11 protein-coding genes are annotated in these 21834 nt (G+C 63.4%); 3 read left to right on the top strand and 8 right to left on the bottom strand.

Annotated elements, in window-relative coordinates; all coding sequences use genetic code 11:
• Nucleotides 1-109 precede the first annotated feature (109 nt).
• On the bottom strand, nucleotides 110-1234 hold the full coding sequence (locus HHL22_RS08545) for a TlpA disulfide reductase family protein (RefSeq protein ID WP_169530499.1): 1125 nt from the start codon (nucleotides 1232-1234) through the stop codon (nucleotides 110-112).
• Nucleotides 1235-1368: 134 nt separating this feature from the next.
• On the opposite strand from HHL22_RS08545, the gene HHL22_RS08540 reads away from it, so the two are divergent.
• Entirely contained in the window at nucleotides 1369-1815 is a 447-nt protein-coding gene (locus HHL22_RS08540) for an endo-arabinase (RefSeq protein ID WP_169530498.1), read from the top strand.
• A 64-nt stretch (nucleotides 1816-1879) separates the two neighbouring features.
• Here HHL22_RS08540 and HHL22_RS08535 read toward each other — a convergent pair whose 3' ends face one another.
• Together HHL22_RS08535 and HHL22_RS24365 are read right to left on the bottom strand one after the other, a co-directional pair.
• A complete protein-coding gene (locus tag HHL22_RS08535) occupies nucleotides 1880-2860 on the bottom strand; it encodes a PorP/SprF family type IX secretion system membrane protein (protein WP_169530497.1) in 981 nt (326 codons plus the stop codon).
• Between the two features lie 75 nt (nucleotides 2861-2935).
• Nucleotides 2936-7843 carry a T9SS type B sorting domain-containing protein gene (locus tag HHL22_RS24365; protein ID WP_169530496.1) on the bottom strand — a complete coding sequence of 1636 codons (4908 nt, stop codon included), beginning with the start codon at nucleotides 7841-7843 and terminating at the stop codon, nucleotides 2936-2938.
• 257 nt (nucleotides 7844-8100) lie between these two features.
• On the opposite strand from HHL22_RS24365, the gene HHL22_RS08525 reads away from it, so the two are divergent.
• Both HHL22_RS08525 and HHL22_RS08520 read left to right on the top strand, forming a co-directional pair.
• Nucleotides 8101-10227 (top strand): TonB-dependent receptor family protein, encoded by a 2127-nt coding sequence (locus tag HHL22_RS08525; RefSeq protein WP_169530495.1) that lies wholly within the window; start codon nucleotides 8101-8103, stop codon nucleotides 10225-10227.
• 203 nt (nucleotides 10228-10430) lie between these two features.
• The gene (locus HHL22_RS08520; protein WP_169530494.1) at nucleotides 10431-10736 is read left to right on the top strand and encodes a hypothetical protein; all 306 of its coding nucleotides are present in this window, start codon (nucleotides 10431-10433) and stop codon (nucleotides 10734-10736) included.
• A 355-nt stretch (nucleotides 10737-11091) separates the two neighbouring features.
• On the opposite strand, the gene HHL22_RS08515 is transcribed toward HHL22_RS08520, so the two are convergent.
• The 5 genes from HHL22_RS08515 to HHL22_RS08495 all read right to left on the bottom strand — a co-directional run bounded on the left by HHL22_RS08515 (nucleotide 11092) and on the right by HHL22_RS08495 (nucleotide 21695).
• Complete coding sequence (locus tag HHL22_RS08515) at nucleotides 11092-12324, bottom strand: hypothetical protein (protein WP_169530493.1); 1233 nt, start codon at nucleotides 12322-12324, stop codon at nucleotides 11092-11094.
• Nucleotides 12325-12398: 74 nt separating this feature from the next.
• On the bottom strand, nucleotides 12399-15551 hold the full coding sequence (locus tag HHL22_RS08510; protein WP_169530492.1) for an efflux RND transporter permease subunit: 3153 nt from the start codon (nucleotides 15549-15551) through the stop codon (nucleotides 12399-12401).
• Between the two features lie 132 nt (nucleotides 15552-15683).
• The gene (locus tag HHL22_RS08505) at nucleotides 15684-16781 is read right to left on the bottom strand and encodes an efflux RND transporter periplasmic adaptor subunit (RefSeq protein ID WP_169530491.1); all 1098 of its coding nucleotides are present in this window, start codon (nucleotides 16779-16781) and stop codon (nucleotides 15684-15686) included.
• Nucleotides 16782-16877: 96 nt separating this feature from the next.
• A complete protein-coding gene (locus HHL22_RS08500) occupies nucleotides 16878-18230 on the bottom strand; it encodes a TolC family protein (RefSeq protein WP_169530490.1) in 1353 nt (450 codons plus the stop codon).
• A 357-nt stretch (nucleotides 18231-18587) separates the two neighbouring features.
• A complete protein-coding gene (locus HHL22_RS08495) occupies nucleotides 18588-21695 on the bottom strand; it encodes an efflux RND transporter permease subunit (RefSeq protein ID WP_169530489.1) in 3108 nt (1035 codons plus the stop codon).
• Between the last annotated feature and the right edge of the window lie 139 nt (nucleotides 21696-21834).

Genomic DNA, 21834 nt, shown 5'->3' with positions numbered 1-21834 from the left:
CGAAGCATCTCTACCGCGTAGGTAATTCCTGACATTAGGTTTACTCACGTAGTAGAGATGCTTCGACAAGCTCAGCATGACCGCCTGTTTTATCAGTTACTATAAGGGCTTACTTGATAAACTTAGCCAGCGTAGCCTCCAGGTCCTCGCCGCGCAGGTTGCTGGCCACGATTTTGCCGCTGGGGTCTACCAGGAAGTTTTGGGGGATGGACTTCACGCCGTACTGCTGGGCCGCGGCGCTATCGAAGCCGTGCAGGTCCGATACTTGCGTCCACGGCATGTGGTCGTCGGCAATGGCTTTCACCCAGGCGGCGCGCGTTTTTTCCTCGTCCAGCGACACGCCTAGTACCTCAAAGTTGCGGTCCTTGAAGGCGTTGTAGGCTTTGAGCACGGCCGGGTTTTCGGCGCGGCAGGGTGTGCACCAGCTGGCCCAGAAATCAACCAGCACGTACTTGCCCCGGTAGTCGGCCAGCGACACCGGCTTGCCCTCGGGCGTTTGCTGCGTAAAGGCGGGCGCCTCGGCCCCTAGGGCTGAGTTCTTGAGGCCCGCTAGCATCTCGCCGTAGTATTTGCCGGGTGGGCTGGCTTGCTGGGCCGGGGTGAGGGAGGCGTAGAGCGGCGCCACCTCGGCGTATTCGGGCTTATGCCACGTGTGTGCCTGCTCCAGGGCCTCCAAACTTACCCAAGAGGTAGGATGAGTTTTTATGAATGAATAGTAAGCCTGCGCAAGCTCCTTGCTGAAACCGTTGAATTGCGCCTGCGATTTGGCGGTGCTGAGTTTGGCATCTGCAGGCTTGATGGCCTTATGCAGTTGCTGATAGTTGGCCGTGAGCGCGCTGCCAGTTATGCGGGCCGTGCGCATTGAATCGATGCTTGTAACGATTACCGGGCGGGGCTCCAGAAACAGGCGAATACGGTCGGGCGACTCGAAATAATACTTGCGCATTTTACCACCCATCATCATCTCGCGCATGCCCGATTGCAGACGGCCCTGGCGCTCGAGCACCAGCGTGGCCGAATGCGGATACCCGGTAATGCCTTTCAACTCAAACCGCCCCTGCTTTACTGAGGCCGAGTCGATGGCTTTTATACCATCGATTAAGTATACCTTAGCTGGCACGCTAAGCTGTCCGATTTTGCCCTTTACTGCGTAGGGGTAGGTGGTGGGCGCAGGCGCTTGCGCAGCAGCTAGGCCGGGGGCTAGCAGCAGCAAACTGACTACTCGGTTTTTCATAACGGGGCGGGAAAAGAGGTGGCAAACCCTTGAATAAGGGCCTGGCACTAAAGGTAATGAGTAGCCGATGAATTCATTAATTCGCGCCGCTGGCGTACCTTGCCCGCCCACTCTCCCTCCCCGCATTGCGCCGCATGAAGCTACTCTCCGTAACGGGGCTGCTCCTGGGTTCCGCCCTGGCCAGCTACGGCCAAACCCTGCCCGACTCTACGGCCATTAAGCAAGTGCTCGAAAGGGAATCGGCCACGTGGCGGGCGGGCGACGTGGCGGGCCACACGCAGTGCTGGCAGGTGCGGCCCTACAGCCGCATTCTCATCTCGACGGGCGACGGCAAGGTGCTTGACGTGCCGCCCGCGTTCATGGTGAGCCCGCCGCCCAATACCATGGGCAAGGGCGGCGCGGCCGTAAACTCGCACTACCAGATGAGCATTCAGGGCAACGCGGCCTGGGTGAGCCACGACGAGGTATCGACGGCCAAGGACGGCACCAAGAGCTACTCGTCAGAGGTTCGGATGCTGGAAAAAATCGGCGGCCAGTGGAAGCTGGTGGGCCAGTCCATTCACGTGGCCGGCAAAAAGTAGCCTAGGGGCAGCGCCGCTCAGGCAGCTGCGGGCTGCGCGCGCCGGGGCCCTAGGGGCGCGGCGCCTACCAAAAGCGGTTGGTACACACCACCTGGGCCTTTTTCTTGAGGCGCAAGCCCAGCAGTATCTCGTGGCTACCGCTGTTGTAGCCGTTCAGCCCCGAGATGCCCGTGTCGTAGGAGTAGCCAATCAGGAACTGCTCGTAGGTGACGCCCACCATAGCCACTAGCGCGTCCTTCACGCGCCAGGAGGCGCCAAACCACAGCAAGTCCTGGTACTTGAGCTTGGCGTTGATATCGACTGAGAGCGGGGCCGGGTTCACTGCCTTCACCAGCACCGACGGCACCAGCGACCAGTCGTCGCTGAGCGGCACCCGCACCCCGGCCGTGGCGAAGTAGTGCCGCGCCAGCCGGTTGCCGGGGGCGCCCGCGTCGAGCTGGTTGGGCCCGTACGAGAAGTTGAGCTTGTTGCCCAGCAGCTGCGCCCCCGACAGCCCCACGTAGAAGTTGGAGCTGTAGAGCCACAAACCCACCGTGGCATCGGGTACCCGCGAGGCGGCGCTGGCCGCCACGGTAGTAGGGTCGTAGAAGTGCAGCTGCGCCCCATCGACGGCAAACTGCTGCATGCCCACCGAGGCGCCCAGCGCCAGCCGCAGGTCGGGCGCCAGTACCGCGTTGAAGGCGTAGGAGGCGTAGATGCCCGTGCGGCTGGTGGGGCCCGTCACGTCGCGATACACCAGGCCCCCCACCGCGTGAAACGGCCGGCGCCGGTCGCGGATGGTGCGCTTGGGCGTGCTGCGCCACTTGCCCAGCGACGAGCTGATGCTGGTGTAAAACGTTTTGGGGGCGCCCTCAAGCCCCACCCACTGGGTGCGGTAGCTGCTCTTGATGTCGATGTAGTCCTCCACCCCCGTGGCACCGGGGTTCAGCAGGTAGTTGTTGTTCATGTACTGGCTGTACTGGGCCTGCTGCTGGGCCAGGGCCGGCGCGGCGGCCAGCAGCAGCCAGAGCAGCGGTAGCAGCCCTAGGGGTAGAAATCGCTTCATAGCGGGGAGTAGCTGTTAAGTAGCCAGGCGGGAAAAGGAGGCCCCGCCGCGACCGGCGCCGCGGGGCTTTGGGGGTTAGTAGAGTACCGTGAGCGAGCCGCTGTAGGAGCGGCCTAGGGGACCTTTCGTGACGACGACGTAGTAGTAGGTGCCCACCGGGGCGGGCTGGCCGTTGATGTCGCCGCGCCACTCGTTGGCCCGGCTGTAGTTTTCGGCCGAGAAAATGCGGTTGCCCCAGCGGTTGAACACGCTCACCGTGTTTTCGGGATACTGCTCGATGAACTCAATCTGCCAGGTGTCGTCGCGCCCGTCGCCGTTGGGCGTGAAGGCGTTGGGGATGCGGATGCCCGGCCGCACGGTGATGGTTACCTGGTCGGAGCTGGCGCAGCCCCCGCTGCCCCCGGTAATGGTGTAGGTGGTGGTCACGGTGGGCGTCACCACGGGCCGCAGGGGGTTGTTGGTCGGGAACGTCAGCCCGAGGGCCGGCGTCCAGGTCACGGGGTAGGTGCCATCGGCGGTGCCTTCCAGCACCACCGAGCTGCCCAGCAAAATCTCCTTATCGGGGCCGGCGCTCACCACCACCGGCGGCAGCTGGCGCACCACTATGCCGCCCGACACGCCGGCCGTGGGCTGGCCGCAGGCATCGGTGGTGCGCAGGCGCAGCGTCACGGTTTGGCCGTCGCGCAGGGTGGTGCTGGTAAACACCGGGCCCGTCGCCCCGGCCACGTCGGCGCCGTTTACCTGCCACTGGTAGGTGGGGGCCGGGCCGGCATCGGTCACCGTGCCCACGCTAAAGGTGAGCGGCTCGCCGGGGCACACCGGCGCGGCCGGCTGCAGGGTAATGGCGAGCGTGGGCGAGCGCTGGGGCGTGCGCGTCACCGTCACGGTGGCCGTTACCGCGGCCGAGGTCGTCACGCAGAAGCCCACTGTGGGCGTCACTTCCACCCGCACCTGGTCGCCGGTAGCTACCGTGCTGCTGGTGAAGGTGGGCCCGCTGGCTACGGCCGTGTTATTGACAAACCACTGGAACGTGGGCGCCGGGCCTACGTTGGTCACGACGGGCGTGAAGATGAGGGGCGTGCCAGCGCACTGCTGGGGCGGCGTGGCCAGGCTAACCGTGGGCGTAACCGGGGCCGTCACCGTCACCGTCACCACGTTGGAAATCGCGGCTGAGCAGCTGCCGGTGCCCGAGTCTACCCGTCGCCGGAAGGCCGTGGTGACCGTGAGCGGGCCCGGCGCGTAGCTGGCGCCCGTGGCGCCGGCGATGGCCGTAAAGGGGCCGCCGCTCACGGCCGACTCCCACTGGTAGCGGTAGCTGCCGGTGCCGCCCCCGGCCCCCGATGTGCTATTGAGGGGGCTAGGGGTAGCCCCCACGCAAATGGCCTGGTCGGCCGCGATGCTGCCCCCGGTCAGCGCGGGCAGCACCGTCAGCGTCACGGTGTTGGAATAAGCCACGCCGCAGGGGCCCGAAGTGACGCGCCGCCGGAAGTAGGTGGTAGTGGTAACCGGGCCGGGCGCGTAGGTGTTGCCCGTGGCGCCGGCAATGGCCGTCCAGGTCGCGTTATCCGGCGACGCTTCCCACTGGTAGCTGTAGGTGCCGGTGCCGCTGCCTGGCCCCTGGGTTTCGATGAGCTGGGCCGGGGTGGCGCCAGGGCACAGGGTCTGGTCGGGGCCAACTGTGCCGGCCGTTACGCCTGGCGGCACGCTGATGGTGATGACGTTGGAATAGGCTGGGGCGCAGGCGTTGCTCGTGCTGGCCCGGCGCCGGAAGTAGGTAGTGGCGGCCAGTGCGCCCGGCGCGTAGCCGACGTCCGTAGCACCGCCAATGGCGCCCCAGGCGTTATTGTCCGGCGAGAATTCCCACTGGTAGGCAATGGCGCCGGTGCCGCCCGTGGCCGGCGTCACGCTGGTAAGGGGGCTAGGGGCACTGTTCGCGCAAATGGTTTGAGTGGCGGCGATGGTGCCGGCCGCCAGCGCGGGCAGCACGGTCAGCGTCACGGTATTGGTGGGCGCGGTGGTGCAGCCGCCGGAAGCCACCTGGCGCCGGAAATACGTGGTGGCCGTGAGCGGGCCCGGCGCATACGTAGCACCCGTGGCGCCGGCAATGGCCGTAAAGGTGATGTTATCCGGCGACGCTTCCCACTGGTAGCTGTAGGTGCCGGTGCCGCCGCTGGCCCCTGACGTGCTAGTGAGTGGCGCCGGGGTGGCGCCGGCGCACACGTTTTGGTCAGTACCGATGCTGCCGGGCCCTAGGGCCGGCAGCACCGTGAGCGTGACCACCGGCGAATACGCCGGATTGCACGACCCCGACGTGACGCGGCGGCGGTAGTAGGTGGTAGCCGTGAGCGGGCCCGGCGCGTACCCAAAGTTGGTGGCGCCGGCAATGGCCGTCCAGGTCGCGTTGTCCGGCGACGATTCCCACTGGTACGCCAGCAGGCCCTGGCCGCCGCTGGCGCCTTGCGTTTCGGTGAGGGGGCTAGGGGTGGCACCGGGGCACAGGGTCTGGTCGGCGCCAACCGTGCCGGCCACCAGCGCCGGCGACACGCTGATGGTGATGACGTTGGCGTACACCGGGGCGCAGGTGCTGCTGGAGCTGGCCCGGCGCCGGAAGTAGGTGGTGGCCGAGAGCGCGCCCGGCGCATAGTCGGCGCCCGTGGCCCCGCCGATGGCGGCCCAGGTGGCATTGTCCGTCGACGACTCCCACTGGTAGGCAATGGCGCCAGTGCCGCCCGTGGCCGGCGCTACGCTGGTGAGGGGGCTAGGGGTGCCGCTGCCGCACAGGCTTTGGCTGGCGGCCACGGTGCCGGCCGCCAGGGCGGGCAGCACGGTCAGCGCCACGCTGTTCGACACCGCGCTGCAGGGCCCCGAGCTGGCCCGGCGCCGGAAATAGGTGGTGGCCGAGAGCGCGCCCGGCGCGTAGGTGTCGCTGGTGGCGCCGGTGACGGCCGTCCAGGTGGTGTTGTCCACCGACGACTCCCACTGGTAGGCAAACGTGCCGCTGCCGCCCGTGGCTGCCGCAGTGCTGGTGAGCGGCGCGGGCGTAGCGCCGGCGCACACGTTTTGGTCGGTGCCAATGCTGCCGGGCCCTAGGGTCGGCAGCACCGTAATGGCCACGGCCGCGGTAAAGCTGGGCGTGCAGTAAGGGCCCGATTGGTTGGGCAGCAGCAGCTGGGCGCGCCGCCGGAAGTAGGTGGTGCCAACGGGCAGGGAGCTTGGGGGCGTGTAGCTGGCACTAGTAGCGCCGCCAATATCCGTGAACGTGGTATTGTCCGTGGAGGTCTGCCACTGGTAAACGAGCGGCAGGCCGGCATTGCCCGACGCGCTGACGGTGCTGGTAAGAGCCGCCGGCGGGGTGCCGCTGCACAGGGTTTGGGTGCTGCCGATGCTGCCCGGCTGGGGCAGGTCTGGCACCAGAATAGAGCCCGAACTTTCGCGGCAGAAACAATCGGTTGAGATGCGCAGGGTTACCGTGTAGATGCCGGGCGTCGCATAAACGTGCACGGGGTTCTGCTCCGAGGAGGTAGCTCCGTCGCCAAATTTCCAGGAGTAGATTTTGTTGTCAAAATCAATGGGCGGGGCCTTAAAAGAGATTTGTCGGCAGCCCGTTATTTCCGCGCTGGGCCCCACGCGCAGCAGCGAGCTTTGGTTGAAGTTGACCAGCCCCAGGCCGCTGCGGCGGCCGCTCAGCTGCAAGGTCAGGCTGTCGTCGGCGTAGCGGGCCTTGGCACCCACCGAGTCGGGGTAGGTGATGAATCCCAGGGCCGGCTGGTTTTCGCGGGCCACGTAAATCTTGCCATCGGGCGCCGTTTGTAGCGAGCCCAGGTTCACCGGGGTCGTTTGCTTGAGCGGCAGGCTCTGCTTGTTCACCGGCCCCTGGCCGCTGATGTCAAATTGCAGCAGCTTGGGCGGGTTCATCACCGTGGCGTAGAGCTTGCTACCGGCCGAAAAATCGACCCCGTAGTACTTGCCCTCGCCGTGGTCCACTATGTAGGGCACCTGCGGATTGGCACTGACTTGGCCCGTGCTGGTATCGAAATTGAATAGCTCGACGGTGCTGCTGCTGTCGCCCAGCACCTCGCTGTAGCGGGCCACGGCCAGGCGCTGGCCGTCGGGCGTCACCTTCATCTGCCCGCGGTAGCCCATCGGCGACACGCTGGCCGCGTGCAGCGAGCCCACGGCCGAGATAACTGGCGCGTCGATGAGCACCGGGCCTAGGCCCGCCCCGGACACCAGCCGCACGCGGTAAGCCAGGAAGGCGTCGCCGCGGTTAGCGGTGCCCGACTTGGCCGTGCCCCAGCCGTGCACGATAACCCAGATGTCGCAGCCGTTTTTGTGGAATACGGCCGTCATTTTCTCGGTGGTGCCCTGGGTGAGCACCGTGTTTTTGGTGGCCGCTACCACCGTGCCATTGTTGTTGGCCCCGCCGGCCGGAATATCAATTTCCGACCAGCTCAGGCCCTTGGGGCCGCCGGCCGCGTCCTGCGTAAAAATGAGGTAGCGCGTGGCCGCCCCTGGCGTGGTGGGCGGCGGGCTGCCGGGCAGCCGGATGGGCAGGGGGCCGTCGGTGACTAGCCGGCTGCCGCCCATGCCCGTGCCGTTGGTCATCACGGTGTGGTTGCCGTTCCAGATGGTGTCGCCGTTGCTGTAGAACAGAATCTTGCCGTTGCCGTCCGACATCACGCCCGAGCCGAAGGGCGCCGTCATCTGGCCATCGGTCAGCACCTTGGGCGGAATGGAGTCGGTGGCCTGGTTGAAGTCGAGCCCCGCCTTGTAGCCGAAATACCAGGTATTGGCAAATTTCTCGTCCTGGCTGCACTCGGGCGGCGCGGTTTGCCCCAGGGCCGTGGTGGCCGCGCCGCTGAGTAGCAACAGCAGCAGCGCCAGCAGCCAGCCGGCCGCCGGCCGTCGGCCAGTCCGAGCCGGGCGGGGGCAAGGCCTAGGGGTAGAGGGGGTGGGAGAAGGATACAGTAGCGCTGCGGGCATAGAAAGGGCGAGAAAAGGGGCAGGTAGCTAGCGGAACTCAGCGAGAAAAGTGCCACTGGCTACTCTTCTAAAACAGCGCTCGCTCATCAATTATTGCTAAAAAAAAGCACTACCAGACAGTTTCAGTAAAGCTACGCACAGCCAGCCGCGTTTAAGCCACCGGCGCGCCCCAAATAGCCCAGCCAACTGCCTGGCCCACGTTGCCGAAAACTATCCGCCCGGCCCCGCCGTTTGCCAGGCTCACCCAACGCTCCTGCATGCAGCTTCGCTACTTGCTGCCTGGGCTGCTGCTGCTGCCCCTAGGGGCCGGGGCGCAGGCCCTTGCCCCCTCTTCCGCCGCCGATACCACCAACGCCCACGCGCTGCCGGCGGCCACCGTCGTTGGCTACGGGCTGAAGCTGCCGCTGCGGCGCACAGCGGCCGGCGTGGGCGTGGTGGACAATACCATCATCCGGCGCTTTAATGAGAACTCGCTGGCCGCGGCCGTGAACACGCTGCCCGGCGTGCGGCTCGAGGAGCGCGCCACGGCCAGCTACCGCCTCAGCATCCGGGGCAGCGCGCTGCGCTCGCCCTTTGGGGTGCGCAACGTGAAAACCTACTACTTCGACCTACCCTTCAGCGAGCCCAACGGCATTACTGCCCTCAACATCCTGGATGCCGCGCAGCTCGGGCGCATCGAGGTGCTGAAGGGACCGGCGGGCAGCGCCTACGGCGCCGGCACGGGCGGCGTGGTGCGGCTCGAAAACCGCCGCCCGGCCCCCGGCACGGCGCGGGCGCAGGTGGGCTACTCCTTAGGGTCGTTTGGGCTGCGGCGCTTCACCGCCTCGGCCGAGGCGGCGCAGGCCAACGGCGACTACTGGCGCGCCCAGTACGCGCACCAGCAACTGCACGGCTACCGCGCGCAGAGCGCCCTGCGCCGCGACGTATTCGCGGTGGATGGGCAGCTAAGCCCCTCGGCGCGGCAAACCCTGCAAGTACACGCCCTCTATACCGACCTCTACTACCAGCTGCCGGGCGGCCTCACGCGAGCGCAGGTCGAGGCCGACCCGCGCCAGGCCCGCCCCGGCACGGCGGCGGCGCCCGGCACCGTGGCCCAGCAGGCCAGCTACGCCTCGCAAACCGGCCTGCTGGGGCTCACCCACGAGTACCGCTTCGGGGAGGGCGAGCACTGGGCTACCACGGCCACGGTGTACGGGCGCAGCACCCGCGTAGCTACGCCGTATCTGGTTGACTGGGAGCGCGATGCCATCCTGGGCGGCGGGGGGCGGGTGGCCCTCAGCTACCGCGGCACCCTAGGGGGGCGGGTGCTGCGGGCGCAAGGCGGCGGCGAGTTCCAGGCGTCGTTCACCGACTCGCGCAGCTACCTCAGCCGGGGTGGCGCGCCCACCACCCTGCGCTACGACGACGAAATAACTACTCGCACCGGCTTCGCCTTCGCCCAGGCCGACTACGAGCTGCCCCTGGGCCTGCTGCTCACGGTGGGGCTCAGCTACAACCGCCTGCGCTACGACCTGGCCCGCGTGAGCAATGCCGCCACCAACCCCAGCGGCTACCAGGTGCAGCAGGACTTCAGGCCCCAGGTGCTGCCTAGGGTGGCGCTGCTCAAGGAAATCACCCGCCAGGTGTCGGCCTACGCCAGCGTGAGCACCGGTTTCTCGCCGCCCACCGAGGCCGAGCTGCGCCCCTCCGACGGCAGCATCAACCTGGCCCTGCAAGCCGAGCGCGGCCTCAGCTACGAGCTGGGCGGCCGGGGCACGCTGCTGGGCGGCCGCCTCACGTTCGACGTGGCGCTGTTTGACTTCGAGCTGCGCCATACCATCGTGTCGCGCACCGATGCGCAAGGGTTTCAGCTCTTTGCCAACTCGGGCGATACCCACCAGCGCGGGGCCGAAGTAGCGGCCAGCGGCTGGCTGTGGCAGCCCGCCGCGCCCGCTACCAGCCCGAGTCCCCCGGCCGGCCTGCGCCTGTGGGGCAGCTACGCCTACAACCACTTCCGCTTCGGCAGCTACCAGTCGGCCGCCGGCGATAGCTACGACGGCAACCGCCTCACTGGCACGGCGCCCCACACCCTGAGCGCGGGCCTGGACTTCAGCGAGGCCCTAGGGTTCTACCTGAGCCCCACCCTGAGCCACCAGGCCGCCCTGCCGCTCAACGACGCCAACACCGACTACGCGGCCGGCTACTGGGTGTTTGGGGCGCGCGGCGGCTGGCGGCGCACCCTAGGGGCCCGGCTCGAAGCCGAGTTGTACGCCGGCGTGGAGAACCTCGGCGACCGGCGCTACAGCTTGGGCAACGACCTTAATGCCTTCGGGGGCCGCTACTTCCAGCCCGCGGCGGGTCGCAACTACTACGGCGGCGCCACCCTGGGGTGGCGCTGGCGGTGAGCGCAACGCTTGGGCCGGTAGGCGGGGTGCTTACTAAATTAAGTAAGCTGGCTGCAACTGCTTAGAGCGCAGCTGCCTAGTACGCTACGCGCCGGGGGGGTGGGCGCCTGGGCCGGTGCCTCAAACGCATAAGACCAGCTCGCCGTAAGCAAAGGCTAAATCCCCTTCTGCGGTCCTGGCGGCCATCCATTTATTCCGTTTCCATGAAAATTTTCCTTCTCCTGCTAGCCCTAGCAGCCGCTACGCTCGGCACCGCCCGCGCCCAAAGCGCCGGCTCGCCAACAGGCAGCGCGCCCAACTACAAGCCGGCGCCGGGCACCAAATCGCCCGCCAAAACGGGCGGCAAACCCGCCGACGGCGCGGCCGGCAAAGTGGTCGTCAGCTCGGGTGGGCAAGGCCACAACAGCGGCCCCGACCCCAAGGGCAAAATCCTGGTGGCGCCCTCCACTACCTCTGGCCAACCCGGTAAGCCCTCGGCCGCCAAAAAGGCCGCAGCGCGTAAGCAGTAAAGCCTGCTACTCGCTGGCCGAAAAAAGTGAGAAAATAAGGGATTCGTACCCGAACTGCGAGTGGGCACGGCGGTAATTGACGGCCAGGTAATGGTGCGCCTGCGCGACAACGGCAAGGGTATTCCGGCCCGCGAATTGCCCAAGCTCTTCACACTTTTTTCACTACCAAGCCCACCGCCAAGGGCACGGGCCTAGACCTGCTCATGGCCAAAAATATGGTGGAGCCGCACCAGGACCAGCTCAGCCTCGACGCTCGCGAGGGCGACTTCACCGCAGTGACTCTAATGCTGCCGCTGGTCGAGCAAGGCGAACCCGCGCTATAGGATAGCCGCCCTAGGGTAGGTGGGGCGCCGGGCTACATGGCGTGGCTGGCGGTAGTTTCGGGAATGACCACCAAGTAGTCGTAGCCCATAATCGTGCGCTGCAAGGACTGGTTGGGCACCAGCAGCTTGCCCTCAGTAAGCGCGTCGCGCAGCGGGCGCAGGTCGAACATCGACCAAGCGGGGCCGCATGCCTGGTTGGCAAATGCTTTGATAGGTAATTCGTCGTCGTAGTCGGCCTCCGTGTAGGGCACGCTAAGCTTTTCGGTATTGGTTGGATTGAGGGTGGCCAGCTTGTAGCCTTGCCTGCCCAGCACTAGCACATGCAGCGACTTTTTATGCTGCACATCGGCCAGATTCTGCACCAGATTGCCCACGTCATAAAACTCGCCGAAGCGGATGGGACTGACGCCGCGGCCTAGGTGCACGCCACCAAATTTGAGCAGCATGGGAGGTGTCTGCAGCCCGGTGGCTGTTTGGTAGGGTTGCAGTTCGCCCAGCAGGTTGCGTTTCATCAGGTCGAGGCGGTGCTGGTGGTTGCCGCCCCGGCCGGTATAAATGTGGTAGCTGGTGGCGTAGGCCTGCGCGAGCTGCTGGGCGGCCGGGCTTTCAGCTTTAGTCAGGGTCAGCAGGCTATCAATGCTGCCGGGTGTCTGCTTCGTGAGGGCGTAATACTGGTTATGCTGCTGCTGGTTTAGCTGGTCCTGAGCTTGGTAGCGAGCGGCCTGGTGCTGCAAGTAAGTGCGGGCCGCCCGGCGCTTCACCAGCCGGGCCAGCTGCGCATAAAGCGGGCCGGCTGAGGCAGCAAACACCTGGTCGATACCGATAAGGCGCGTGCCCTGCGCCCGTAGCTGGCGTAGCAGCCCGTATTCTTCGGCCATGCTAGCGAAGCACAGCGCCGACGGGTACTGCCGCAGATAAGCGGTCGGCTCACCCGGCTGGGCAGCTAGCTCCGTCACTTTTTGCGCTACGTAAGGGTCCAGCTCGCCCACATACACCGCCGGCTTGAACTCGCGCGCCACGGCCGCTACAAAAACGGGTATTTGCGCAAGGCCGTGATACTCGCCCACCAGCACGAACTGGCTCTGACGCACGTCGGTCAGCAGCCGGTCCCAGCCGGGGCCGCTAAAGCTGCTGCCGCTCGCTTGCAGCGGGTACAGGTGCTGGCGGGCCAAGCGGGTGAGGGTGCTGTCTTGGGCGGCGGCTGGCTGGGCAATCAGTCCGGTCAGGGCAAGCGCAGCAGTGAGGATTCGTAAAAAGGAGGGCATGCTCGTAGAGAAGGAAAAAGGGCTCCGCAAGATAAGCGGAGCCCTTTGCCTTGCTGAGTGGCCCTAGGGCCCTGCTAATGTACCAGCACGGCCTCGGGCGGGGTGGCGCGGTCGTCGGTGTAGTGGGTGTGCTCGGCGCGGTAGGTGCGCTCGAAGATGAGCGGGAAGATGAACAGCGTGAGCACCGTGCCGGTGAGCAGCCCGCCAATCACGACGATGGCCAGCGGCTTGCTGGTTTCGGAGCCGATGCCGGTGCTGAGGGCCGCCGGCATGAGGCCGATAATAGCCATGAGGGCCGTCATCACCACCGGGCGCACGCGGCTGGCCACGCCTTCCGAGAGGCTGCGGTCGAGGCTCATCTTGCGTACCATGTTCTGCTTGAACACGCTGATGAGAATTACCCCGTTCTGAATGCAGATGCCGAACAGCGCGATGAAGCCGATGCCGGCCGAAATAGAGAAGTTGGTGTGCGTGAGCAGCAGCATGGCAATGCCGCCGATGAGGGCAAACGGCACGTTGAGCAGCACCAGGCCGGCGTCCTTGAGGTTGCCGAACAAGATGAAGAGAATGAAGAAGATAAGCGCCAGCGAAATGGGCACCACTTGGGCCAGGCGCTGCGAGGCGCGGCGCTGGTTTTCGAAGTCGCCGGTCCACTTCATGCTGTAGCCTTTAGGCAAGCTCACCACCTTGTCCACCTTGCGCTGCGCCTCGGCAATGGCCGACCCTAGGTCGCGCCCGCGCACCGAGAATTTCACGGCCGAAAAGCGCGTGTTATCGTCGCGATAAATCAGGCTCGGGCCGGTGACGGGCGCCACGGTCGCAATTTCAGTGAGGGGCACGGTTTTGCCGTTTTGGGTGGGCACCATCAGGGCCGCAATCTGGGCTGGGGTTTGCCGGAATTGCGGCTCGTAGCGCACCCGAATGGGAAATTTGCGCTCGCCCTCGTACATCTGGCTGGCTTGCTTGCCGCCCACCGCCATTTCGAGCACCGCGTTGGCGTCGCTCTTGCTCACGCCGTAGCTGGCCATGCGGCGCTCGTCGAGGTCGGCGTGCAACTCGGGCTGGCCAATGTTGCGCAGCAGGCCTAGGTCGTCGATGCCATCCACGGTTTGCAGCACCTCAAATACCTGGCGCGCCTTGCCCTCCATAATGCGCAGGTCGGTGCCGTAAATCTTGACCGCAATGCTGCCCTTCACGCCCGAAGCGGCTTCCTCCACGTTGTCGGTAATGGGCTGCGAGAAGTTGAAATCCACGCCCGGAAAGCGGTTGAGCTTTTCCTGCATGTGCTCAATCAGCTCCTCGCGGTAGACCTTGGATTTCATCTTTTTCTGCACCTCGTCCGTGTGCTTGATTTGCACCAGGAACTCGTTGTTGTAGAAGCCCGTGGGGTCGGTGCCGTCGTTGGGGCGGCCGGTCTGGCTCACCACGTCGCTCACCTCCGGAAAGCTCAGAAACACCCGGCGCATCTCGTTGCACAGCTTGTTGCTGGCATCGAGCCCGATGCTGAGCGGCAACTGTGCCCGCACGTAAATCGAGCCCTCGTTCAGCTCGGGCAAAAACTCGGTGCCCAGGAAGCCATACAGCCCAATGCCACCCGCCACGAGCAGCGCCGCAAAAATCAAGCTGGCCGTTTTGCGGGCGTAGGTGAAGTTGAACACCCGGCGCGCCCCGTTGCTGATGCCGCGCACAATGAAATTGTCCTTCTCGCGCACGTCTTTGCGCAGCAGAATAGAAGCCAGCACCGGCACCAGCGTAAGCGTGAAAATCAGCGCGCCCAGCAGGGCAAACCCTAGGGTCCAGGCCAGGGGCGAAAACACCTTTCCCTCCACTTTCTCGAACGAGAAAATGGGCAGCAGCGCGGTGATAATAATGGCCTTGGCGAAGAAGATGGACTTGCCCATATCGCGGCCCGTCTTCTTAATCAAGCCCAGCTTGGCCAGCTTGTTAAAGCGCTCCATGCCTACTTCGTGCGCCTTGTGGTCGAGGGCCACGAACAAGCCCTCCACCATCACCACCGCGCCGTCGATGATGATGCCGAAGTCGATGGCGCCCATGCTCAGCAGGTTGGCACTCATGCCGCGCAGCCGCAGGCAGATAAACGCGAACAGCAGCGCCAGCGGAATGATGATGCTCACGATGAGCGTGGTGCGCCAATCGGCCATGAACAAAAACACGATGACCGTTACGAAGAGCATGCCTTCGAGCAGGTTGTGAATCACGGTTTCAGTCGAGAAGTCAATCAGGTTCTGCCGGTTGTAAAAGGTGCTAATCTTCACGTCGGGCGGCAGAATCTTCTCATTCAGCAGCGTTACCTTATCCTGCAGGCGCTTAATTACTTCCGACGGGTTTTCGCCCTTGCGCATTACCACGATGCCCTCTACCATGTCGTCGTTCAGCCCGCGGCCCACCTTGCCCAGGCGCGGCAAATTCGACTCCTGCACCTGCGCCACGTCCTTCACCAAAATCGGCGCGCCGTTCACGGTTTTAATAACCGTGTTGTTGATGTCGGAGATATTATTGAGCAGACCGATGCCGCGCACCACGTAGTTCTGCTGGCCCTCGTTGATGACGTCGCCGCCCACGTTGATATTGGAGCGCTGCACGGCCGTGTACAAGTCCAGCGGCGTAAGGCCAAAATCCTGCAGCTTGCTAGGGTCCACCGATATCTCGTAGTCCTTCACCTCGCCACCAAACGAGTTCACATCGGCCACGCCGGGAACCGCCTTGATGTTGCGCTCAATCACCCAATCCTGGATGGTTTTCAACTCGCGCGTCGTCTTATTTTTGCTGACCAGCGTGTAGCGAAAAATCTCGCCGGTGGGGCCGTAGGGCGGCTGCACCTCGGGCTCGGCCCCGTCGGGCAGGTCGGCGCCGGCCAGCAGGTTGTTCACCTGCACGCGGGCAAAGGCATCGTCCACGCCGTCGTCAAAAATTATCTTCACCACCGATAGCCCAAACAAGGTGGTCGAGCGCACGCTGGTTTTTTTCTGCACCGGGTTGAGGGCAATCTCAATCGGGGCGGTCACGAATTTCTCAATCTCCTCGGCCGAGCGGCCGGGCCACTGCGTGATGATGGTAATCTCGGTGTTCGTAACGTCGGGAAACGCCTCGATGGGCGTGTTGCGGTAGCTCACCCAGCCAGCCACCACGGCCGCTAGGGTCAGCAGAAATATAAAGCCCCGGTTCTTGAGCGAAAAGGCAATAATGCCCTGGATAAACTTATTCATTAGTGATAGCCTATAAAAAGGCGGTCATGCTGAGCCTGCCGAAGCATCTCTGTCGCGCCGCTTAGATTTCGTTCAACGATGCGGTAGAGATGCTTCGCGGGGCTCAGCATGACCGCCTTTTTCTCCCTTTACTTAATCATTTAGCTCGTCGTACACGAGCAGCTGGTTTCTGGTAATAATTACCTCGCCGGGCTTCAAGTCGCCGGTCACGTAGCTGATGTCACCCACGGTTTTGGTCACCGTTACGGCGCGGGTATCTACTTTCTGGGCATTTTTGTATACTAGCACGAAGTAGCGGTTATCGTTGAAGACCACGGCGGCGGCCGGCACGGCTATTTCCTTGGCTTTCTCAGTATTGAGGATGCGCACTTGGGCAAACATCTCGGGCTTGAGCAGGTAGCCGGGGTTAGCTAGCTTCACGCGCACCTTCAGGGCTTTGCTATCGGGGTCGAGCACATTGAACACCTTGTCTACTACGCCCTTGAAGTGCTTGTCGGGGTAGGAGAGCGTAGTGATGTCGGCCTGGTAGCCCACGCGCACCTTATCAATATCGGCCTCAAACACGTTGGCCAGTACCCACACCTGGTCGAGGTCGGCGATGGTAAAGAAGCCATCGGGGTCGCTGTTGGCCGTGGTGTACTGCATGCCCTGGGTCACGTTCTTGTCGGTGATGAAGCCCGAGATGGGGGCCTTAATCGTGTAGTGCCCGTCCTTCGTCACGTCGTAGATGCCCAACTGCTTCGTCGTCTTGCCCAAGTTGCTTTGAGCTTTACGCAACTCCTGGCGGGCCAGCACCACGTCGCGCTCGGCGGCCAGGCCGGCTTTAAACTGGTCTTCGGCCACGGCCAGGTTTTTGTTGGCGATGGCCACGTCGGTGCCAGCGGTGCTATTTTGGTTTTGCACGTCGGCAATCTCGCCCGAGCGCACCACCGCCAGCACCTGGCCCTTGTTCACGTGGTCGCCCAGCTCCACATTTAGCTTCTCGACCACGCCTCCCACCAGCGGAAACACCTTGGTCGTTTTGTCGCCATTGGTCACTATCTGGCCCGTGTACACCTGCTCGCTGCGCACGGGCTCCAGGCGCACCGTGTCGAAGGCTAGCTCCTTCAAGGTTTGGCCCGAAAGATTGAACGGTTTGGCTACGGGCGGCTTGTTCTCGTCGTCGGGCGCGGCCTTGGAGCACGCGCCGAGGCCTAGGGTCAGTAGCAGAAAATAAGGAAAGCGGGACATCAGTTCAAGTATCAATTAGCAATTAGCAGGTATCAATTACCAGTCGCCAGCTTATGCCTTATCGGTTGAATGATAAGTAACAGCTGCTGACTGACGCTATTCGGCCCGGTAGAAAACGCGGCCGGTAGTCAGGTTCAGGTTCTCGAAGGCACGCATCCGATTGGCGCGCAAAGCATTCAGCTGCAGTACGTTGTTCTTATAGGCCTCGTAAAAGTCAAGGTACTCCACAATGCTGATAAGGCGCTTGGTGTAGCTCTTCTCGATGTTGTCGATGAGGGTCGAAAAGGGCGTGGTGTCGCGGTTGGTGTTCTGGTACAGCTCATCCTGGCGCAGGGCCACCTGGTAGGCTTCGTGTACCTCGCGGCGCACCGTAAGCTGGCGCTGGGCCAGCTGGGCCTGGGCCACGCTTATCTGGGCTCTGGCCGCCTGAATATTGCCCTGGTTGCGGTTGAAGATGGGAACGGCAATGCCCACGGTCAGCGAGTTGTAATTATCGAAGTACGAGCCGAAGCGGTCGTAGCTGTAGCCTAGGGCCAGGTCGGGGGTGGCAATAGCGCGCTGCAGGCGCAGGTTCAGGTTTTGGTGCTGCACCTCGGCGCGGCGGGCCAGCAGGTCGGCGCGGCGCACCAGGGCCGAGTCGGTTAGCTGGGCCTCGGGGTAGGCAGCGGGCGAGAGGTCGCGCAGGCGGCGCGTATCTACCACCGGCTTGTACACGGTGCTGGCCGAGTCGCGCAGCAAAATGTGCAAGTCGGCCTGCGAGTTAGCCTGGTCCGTCACGAGGCCCACGCGCTCGGTTTCGAGCGTGAATAGAAAGGCCTTCAAGCGAATAACCTCCTTGAGCGCGATGTTGCCCTTCTCATATTGGCCCTGGTAGAGGTCCACCGTGTGGCGCAGCTGCGGAATTTCGGTGTCGTAGACGCGCAGCGTCTGCTGGCGAAAGTAAATGTCGTAGAATGTGGTGCGCAGCTGGTAGCGCAGGTTGCGCACCAGGTCTTCCAGGTTGAACGACTCGACCACGGCGGCTTGCTCCTGGGCGCGGCCCGCGGCGCGGCGGCGGCCTGCCAGCGAAAAGAGCTGCTGCACCTGCACCGCCACCTGCGTCTTGCCCAGGTCGGCGTTGGTGCCCACCGCATCTTGGCGGTGAATGGTTTGCTGCAGCGCATTCTGGTCTACAAACAGCGTGGGGTTGTCGATGAGCCGCGCCTGAATGGCCAGGGCCTGCTGGGCCGAGATGTTGTAGCGCTGGGCCAGCAGCTCCAGGTTGTTTTGCACGAAGCGCTGCTCAGCTTCGGGCAGCGTCAGGCGCACCGTGTCGATGGGCGCGGTGGGGGTCTGGGCCTGGGCCGCGGGTGCCAGCCCTAGGGCCAGCAGCGCCGCCAAAGCGTAGGTGCCCAGCCCCTGTAGGGTGCGGGCCGCGGCCGCCAGCCAAGCGCGGAAAACGGAAACCACTAAAACTAGAAAAACCACTTTTTATAAAAATTCGCAGGGTATGTAGTCCAGCAAATCTAACATGAAGAAATCGGACTTGATTCATCAGAATTATACATTCATTACCCGCTCATTGAAAACGGGTTAGATAGACGTTAGGAACAGATTAGAATTGTATTAAAATTGTATTATTATGTTATAGCACGCAAAAATAAATCCCCCAGCACCGGGTGCTGAGGGATTCTCATTGTCTTATAGTTAGCCAACTGGTTTTCGCCTGCTGCTGCTAATTTGCTCGCCAAGCTGCTGCTTTATGAAAAAAAATATAAGTAGTAGCTGCCGTTGCACCCCTAGGGGTGCCGGCTGGCGCCAAACTAGCTAGCGATGGCGCTCGCGTTCCTGCCGGCTGCTATATACCCATTCGTACACGGTAGGCAGAATGAGCAGTGACAGGATGGTGGCCGTGATGAGGCCGCCGATTACCACGATGGCCAGCGGCTTCTGGGTTTCGGAGCCGATGCCGTGGCTGATGGCGGCCGGCAGCAGGCCTAGGGACGCCATGAGCGCCGTCATCACCACCGGGCGCAGCCGCGACTTGGCGCCGTCCTTGATGGCCTGCACCAGCGGCATGCCGTCGCGCATGTTGTGGCGGAACTTGTTGACCAGAATCACGCCGTCCTGCGTAGCCACCCCAAACAGCGCGATGAAGCCCACCCCGGCCGAGATGCTGAAGTTGACGCCCGTGAGCAGCAGCGCCGCGATGCCACCGATGAGGGCAAATGGCACGTTGAGCAGCACCAGCACCGAGTCGAGGGCGTTGCCGAAGCTCACGAACAGGATAAAGAAGATGGCCAGGATGCTGATAGGCACCACGATGGCTAGCTGCCGCTGGGCGCGCTCCTGGTTTTCAAACTCGCCGTTCCACTGCGTGGCGTAGCCTTTGGGCAGGGCTACGTTTTTGGCCACCAGCGCCTGCGCTTCCTTGATGGTAGACCCTAGGTCGCGGCCGCGCACCGAGAACTTGACGGCGATGAAGCGCGAGTTGTTTTCGCGGTAGATGAAGGCCGGACCGCTGATATTCTGGATGTTGGCGATTTCGAGCAGCTTCACCTTGCCGCCGGCCAGGGTGGGCACGGTGAGGTTGCCAATCTGGTCGGGCGTGCTGCGGTAGGGCACATCGTAGCGCAGGCGCAGGTCGAACTTGCGCTCGCCCTCAAACACCTGGCTCACGGCCTTGCCGCCGATGGCCATCTCAATCACGGCGTTGGCGTCGGCGGCGTCTACGCCGTACTGGGCCATCTTGTCGGGGTCGAGGGTGATGTGCAGTTCGGGCTGCCCCAGGTTGCGGAAGATGCCCAGGTCTTCGATGCCCTTTACCTTCTTTAGTTGGGCGTACACCTCGTCGGCTTTCTTATCCAAGAAGTTGAGGTCGTCGCCGGTAATCTTCACGGCCATCGAGCCTTTCACGCCCGACACGGCTTCCTCCACGTTGTCGCTGATGGGCTGCGAGAAGTTGAAGTCCACCCCGCGGTAGTGGTCGAGCTTCTGCTGCATCTCGGCAATCAGCTCGTCCTTGGTAATCTTGCGCTTCCACTGGTCGGCGGGGTACAGGTCCACGAAAAACTCCTGGTTGAAGAAGCCCGTGGCGTCGGTGCCGTCGTTGGGGCGGCCAGTTTGGGAGATGACGCCGCGCACTTCGGGAAACTGCTCGAAATCCTGCCGGAACTGTTTGGTGAAGTGGTACGAATCCTCCAGGCTGATGCTCAAGGGCATGGAAGCCCGCACGTAGATGGAGCCCTCGTTGAGGTGGGGCAAAAACTCGGTGCCCACGAAGTGAAATGAGCCAATACCGATGAACAGCGCCGCCACGGCTACCAGCATCGAGCGGCGCGGGTTGTTCATTACCGCGTCGAGCATGGGCGCGTAGCTGCGGTTCAGAAACTCGATGAGCGGGTTGTGGCGCTCGCGCACGTTCTTATTCAGCAAGATGCTGGAGAGCACCGGCACCAGCGTGAGGGCCAGCAGTAGGGCCCCTAGGAGGGCAAACCCGATGGTGTAGGCCAGCGGCGAAAACAGCTTGCCCTCGACTTTCTGGAAGGAGAAAATCGGGATGAGCGCGGTGATAATGATGAGTTTAGAGGTGAAGATGGACTTGCCCATCTCGGTGCCCGTCTTCAAAATCTTGCTCAGCTTGGCGCGCTTGTTGAAGTTCTCCATGCCCTCGTGCTCGGCCCAGTGGGCCAGCATCACAAACAGGCCCTCCACCATCACCACCGCGCCATCGATGATGATGCCGAAATCGATGGCGCCGATGCTGAGCAGGTTAGCCGTCATGCCCTTCCAGCGCATCAGGATGAAGGCGAACAGCAGGGCTAGGGGGATGACCATCGCCACCGTCACGGTCGTGCGCCAGTCCGCCAGAAAGATGAGCAGGATGATGGTTACCAGCGTGATACCGAGAAACACGTTCTCGCTCACCGTGTGCAAGGTATGCTCGTTCAGCTCGGTGCGGTCGTAAAAGACTTTAATGCGCACGTCGCCGGGCAGTACGGTGGTGTTCAGGTAGTTGACCTTGGCTTCGAGCAGGGGCAGCACGGCGCCGGGGTTTTCGCCCTTGCGCATCAGCACGATGCCCTCTACCACGTCGTCGTGGTCGTCGCGGCCCACGATGCCGAGCTGCGGCAGGTTGCTGGTGTGCACGTCGGCCACGTTGCGCACCAGCACCGGCACGCCGTTCACGTTCTTAATAATAATCTTCTCGATGTCGCTGGTATTCTTCACAATACCGATGCCGCGCACCACAAACGCCTGCTGGCCTTCGCGCACCACGTCGCCGCCCACGTTCACGTTGGCGTGTTGCAGGGCCTGGAACACGTCGAGCGCCGTGAGGCCGTACTTCACCAGCAGAGGGGGCGTCACGGCCACCTCATAGGTCTTCACCTTACCGCCGAAGCTCACCACGTCGCCCACGCCGGGCACGGCCTTCAGGTTCTTCTCAATCACCCAGTCCTCTAGGGTCTTGAGCTCGGTCGAAGACTTGGTTTTGGACGTGAGCGTGTAGCGGTAAATTTCACCGGTGGGGCCGGTGGGCGGCTGCACCTCGGGGTCCACGCCGTCGGGCAGGTTCACGTTGGCCAGCTTCTGAGCGGCCTCCATGCGGGCGTTGAAGTTGTCGGTGCCGTCCTCGAATACAATCTTGATGAACGAGAGCCCGAACAGGTTAATCGAGCGAATCACCGTCTTGTGCGAGATGGAGTTCATCTCAGTCTCAATTGGAATGGAGATGAAGCGCTCCACCTCCTCGGCCGAGCGGCCGGGCCACTGCGTGATAATCACCACCTCGGTGTTGGTCACGTCCGGGTAGGCTTCCACTGGAGTGTAGTAGAAGCTTACCGCGCCCGCTACCACCACCAGGGCCGAGACGAAGAACACGATAAACGGGTGCCGCAGCGAAAAGCCAATCAGCCCCTTAATGAAATTATTCATTGCTAGTTAAGTGTCAGTTGCTGGTTGTCAGTTGTCAGTTATTGGGCAAGGGCCAGCCTAGGCTCCACGAGCCGAGGCGTTGGGTTTGCCGTGCTGGGTAGCCGCGCCAGCGGCTGCCCCTAGGGCCTGCCAACTGACA

Source organism: Hymenobacter polaris (genome assembly GCF_012927305.1).
Taxonomy (GTDB): domain Bacteria; phylum Bacteroidota; class Bacteroidia; order Cytophagales; family Hymenobacteraceae; genus Hymenobacter; species Hymenobacter polaris.
The sequence above is the reverse complement of the archived record's forward strand: the minus strand, read 5'-3'. Positions and strand labels throughout refer to the sequence as shown.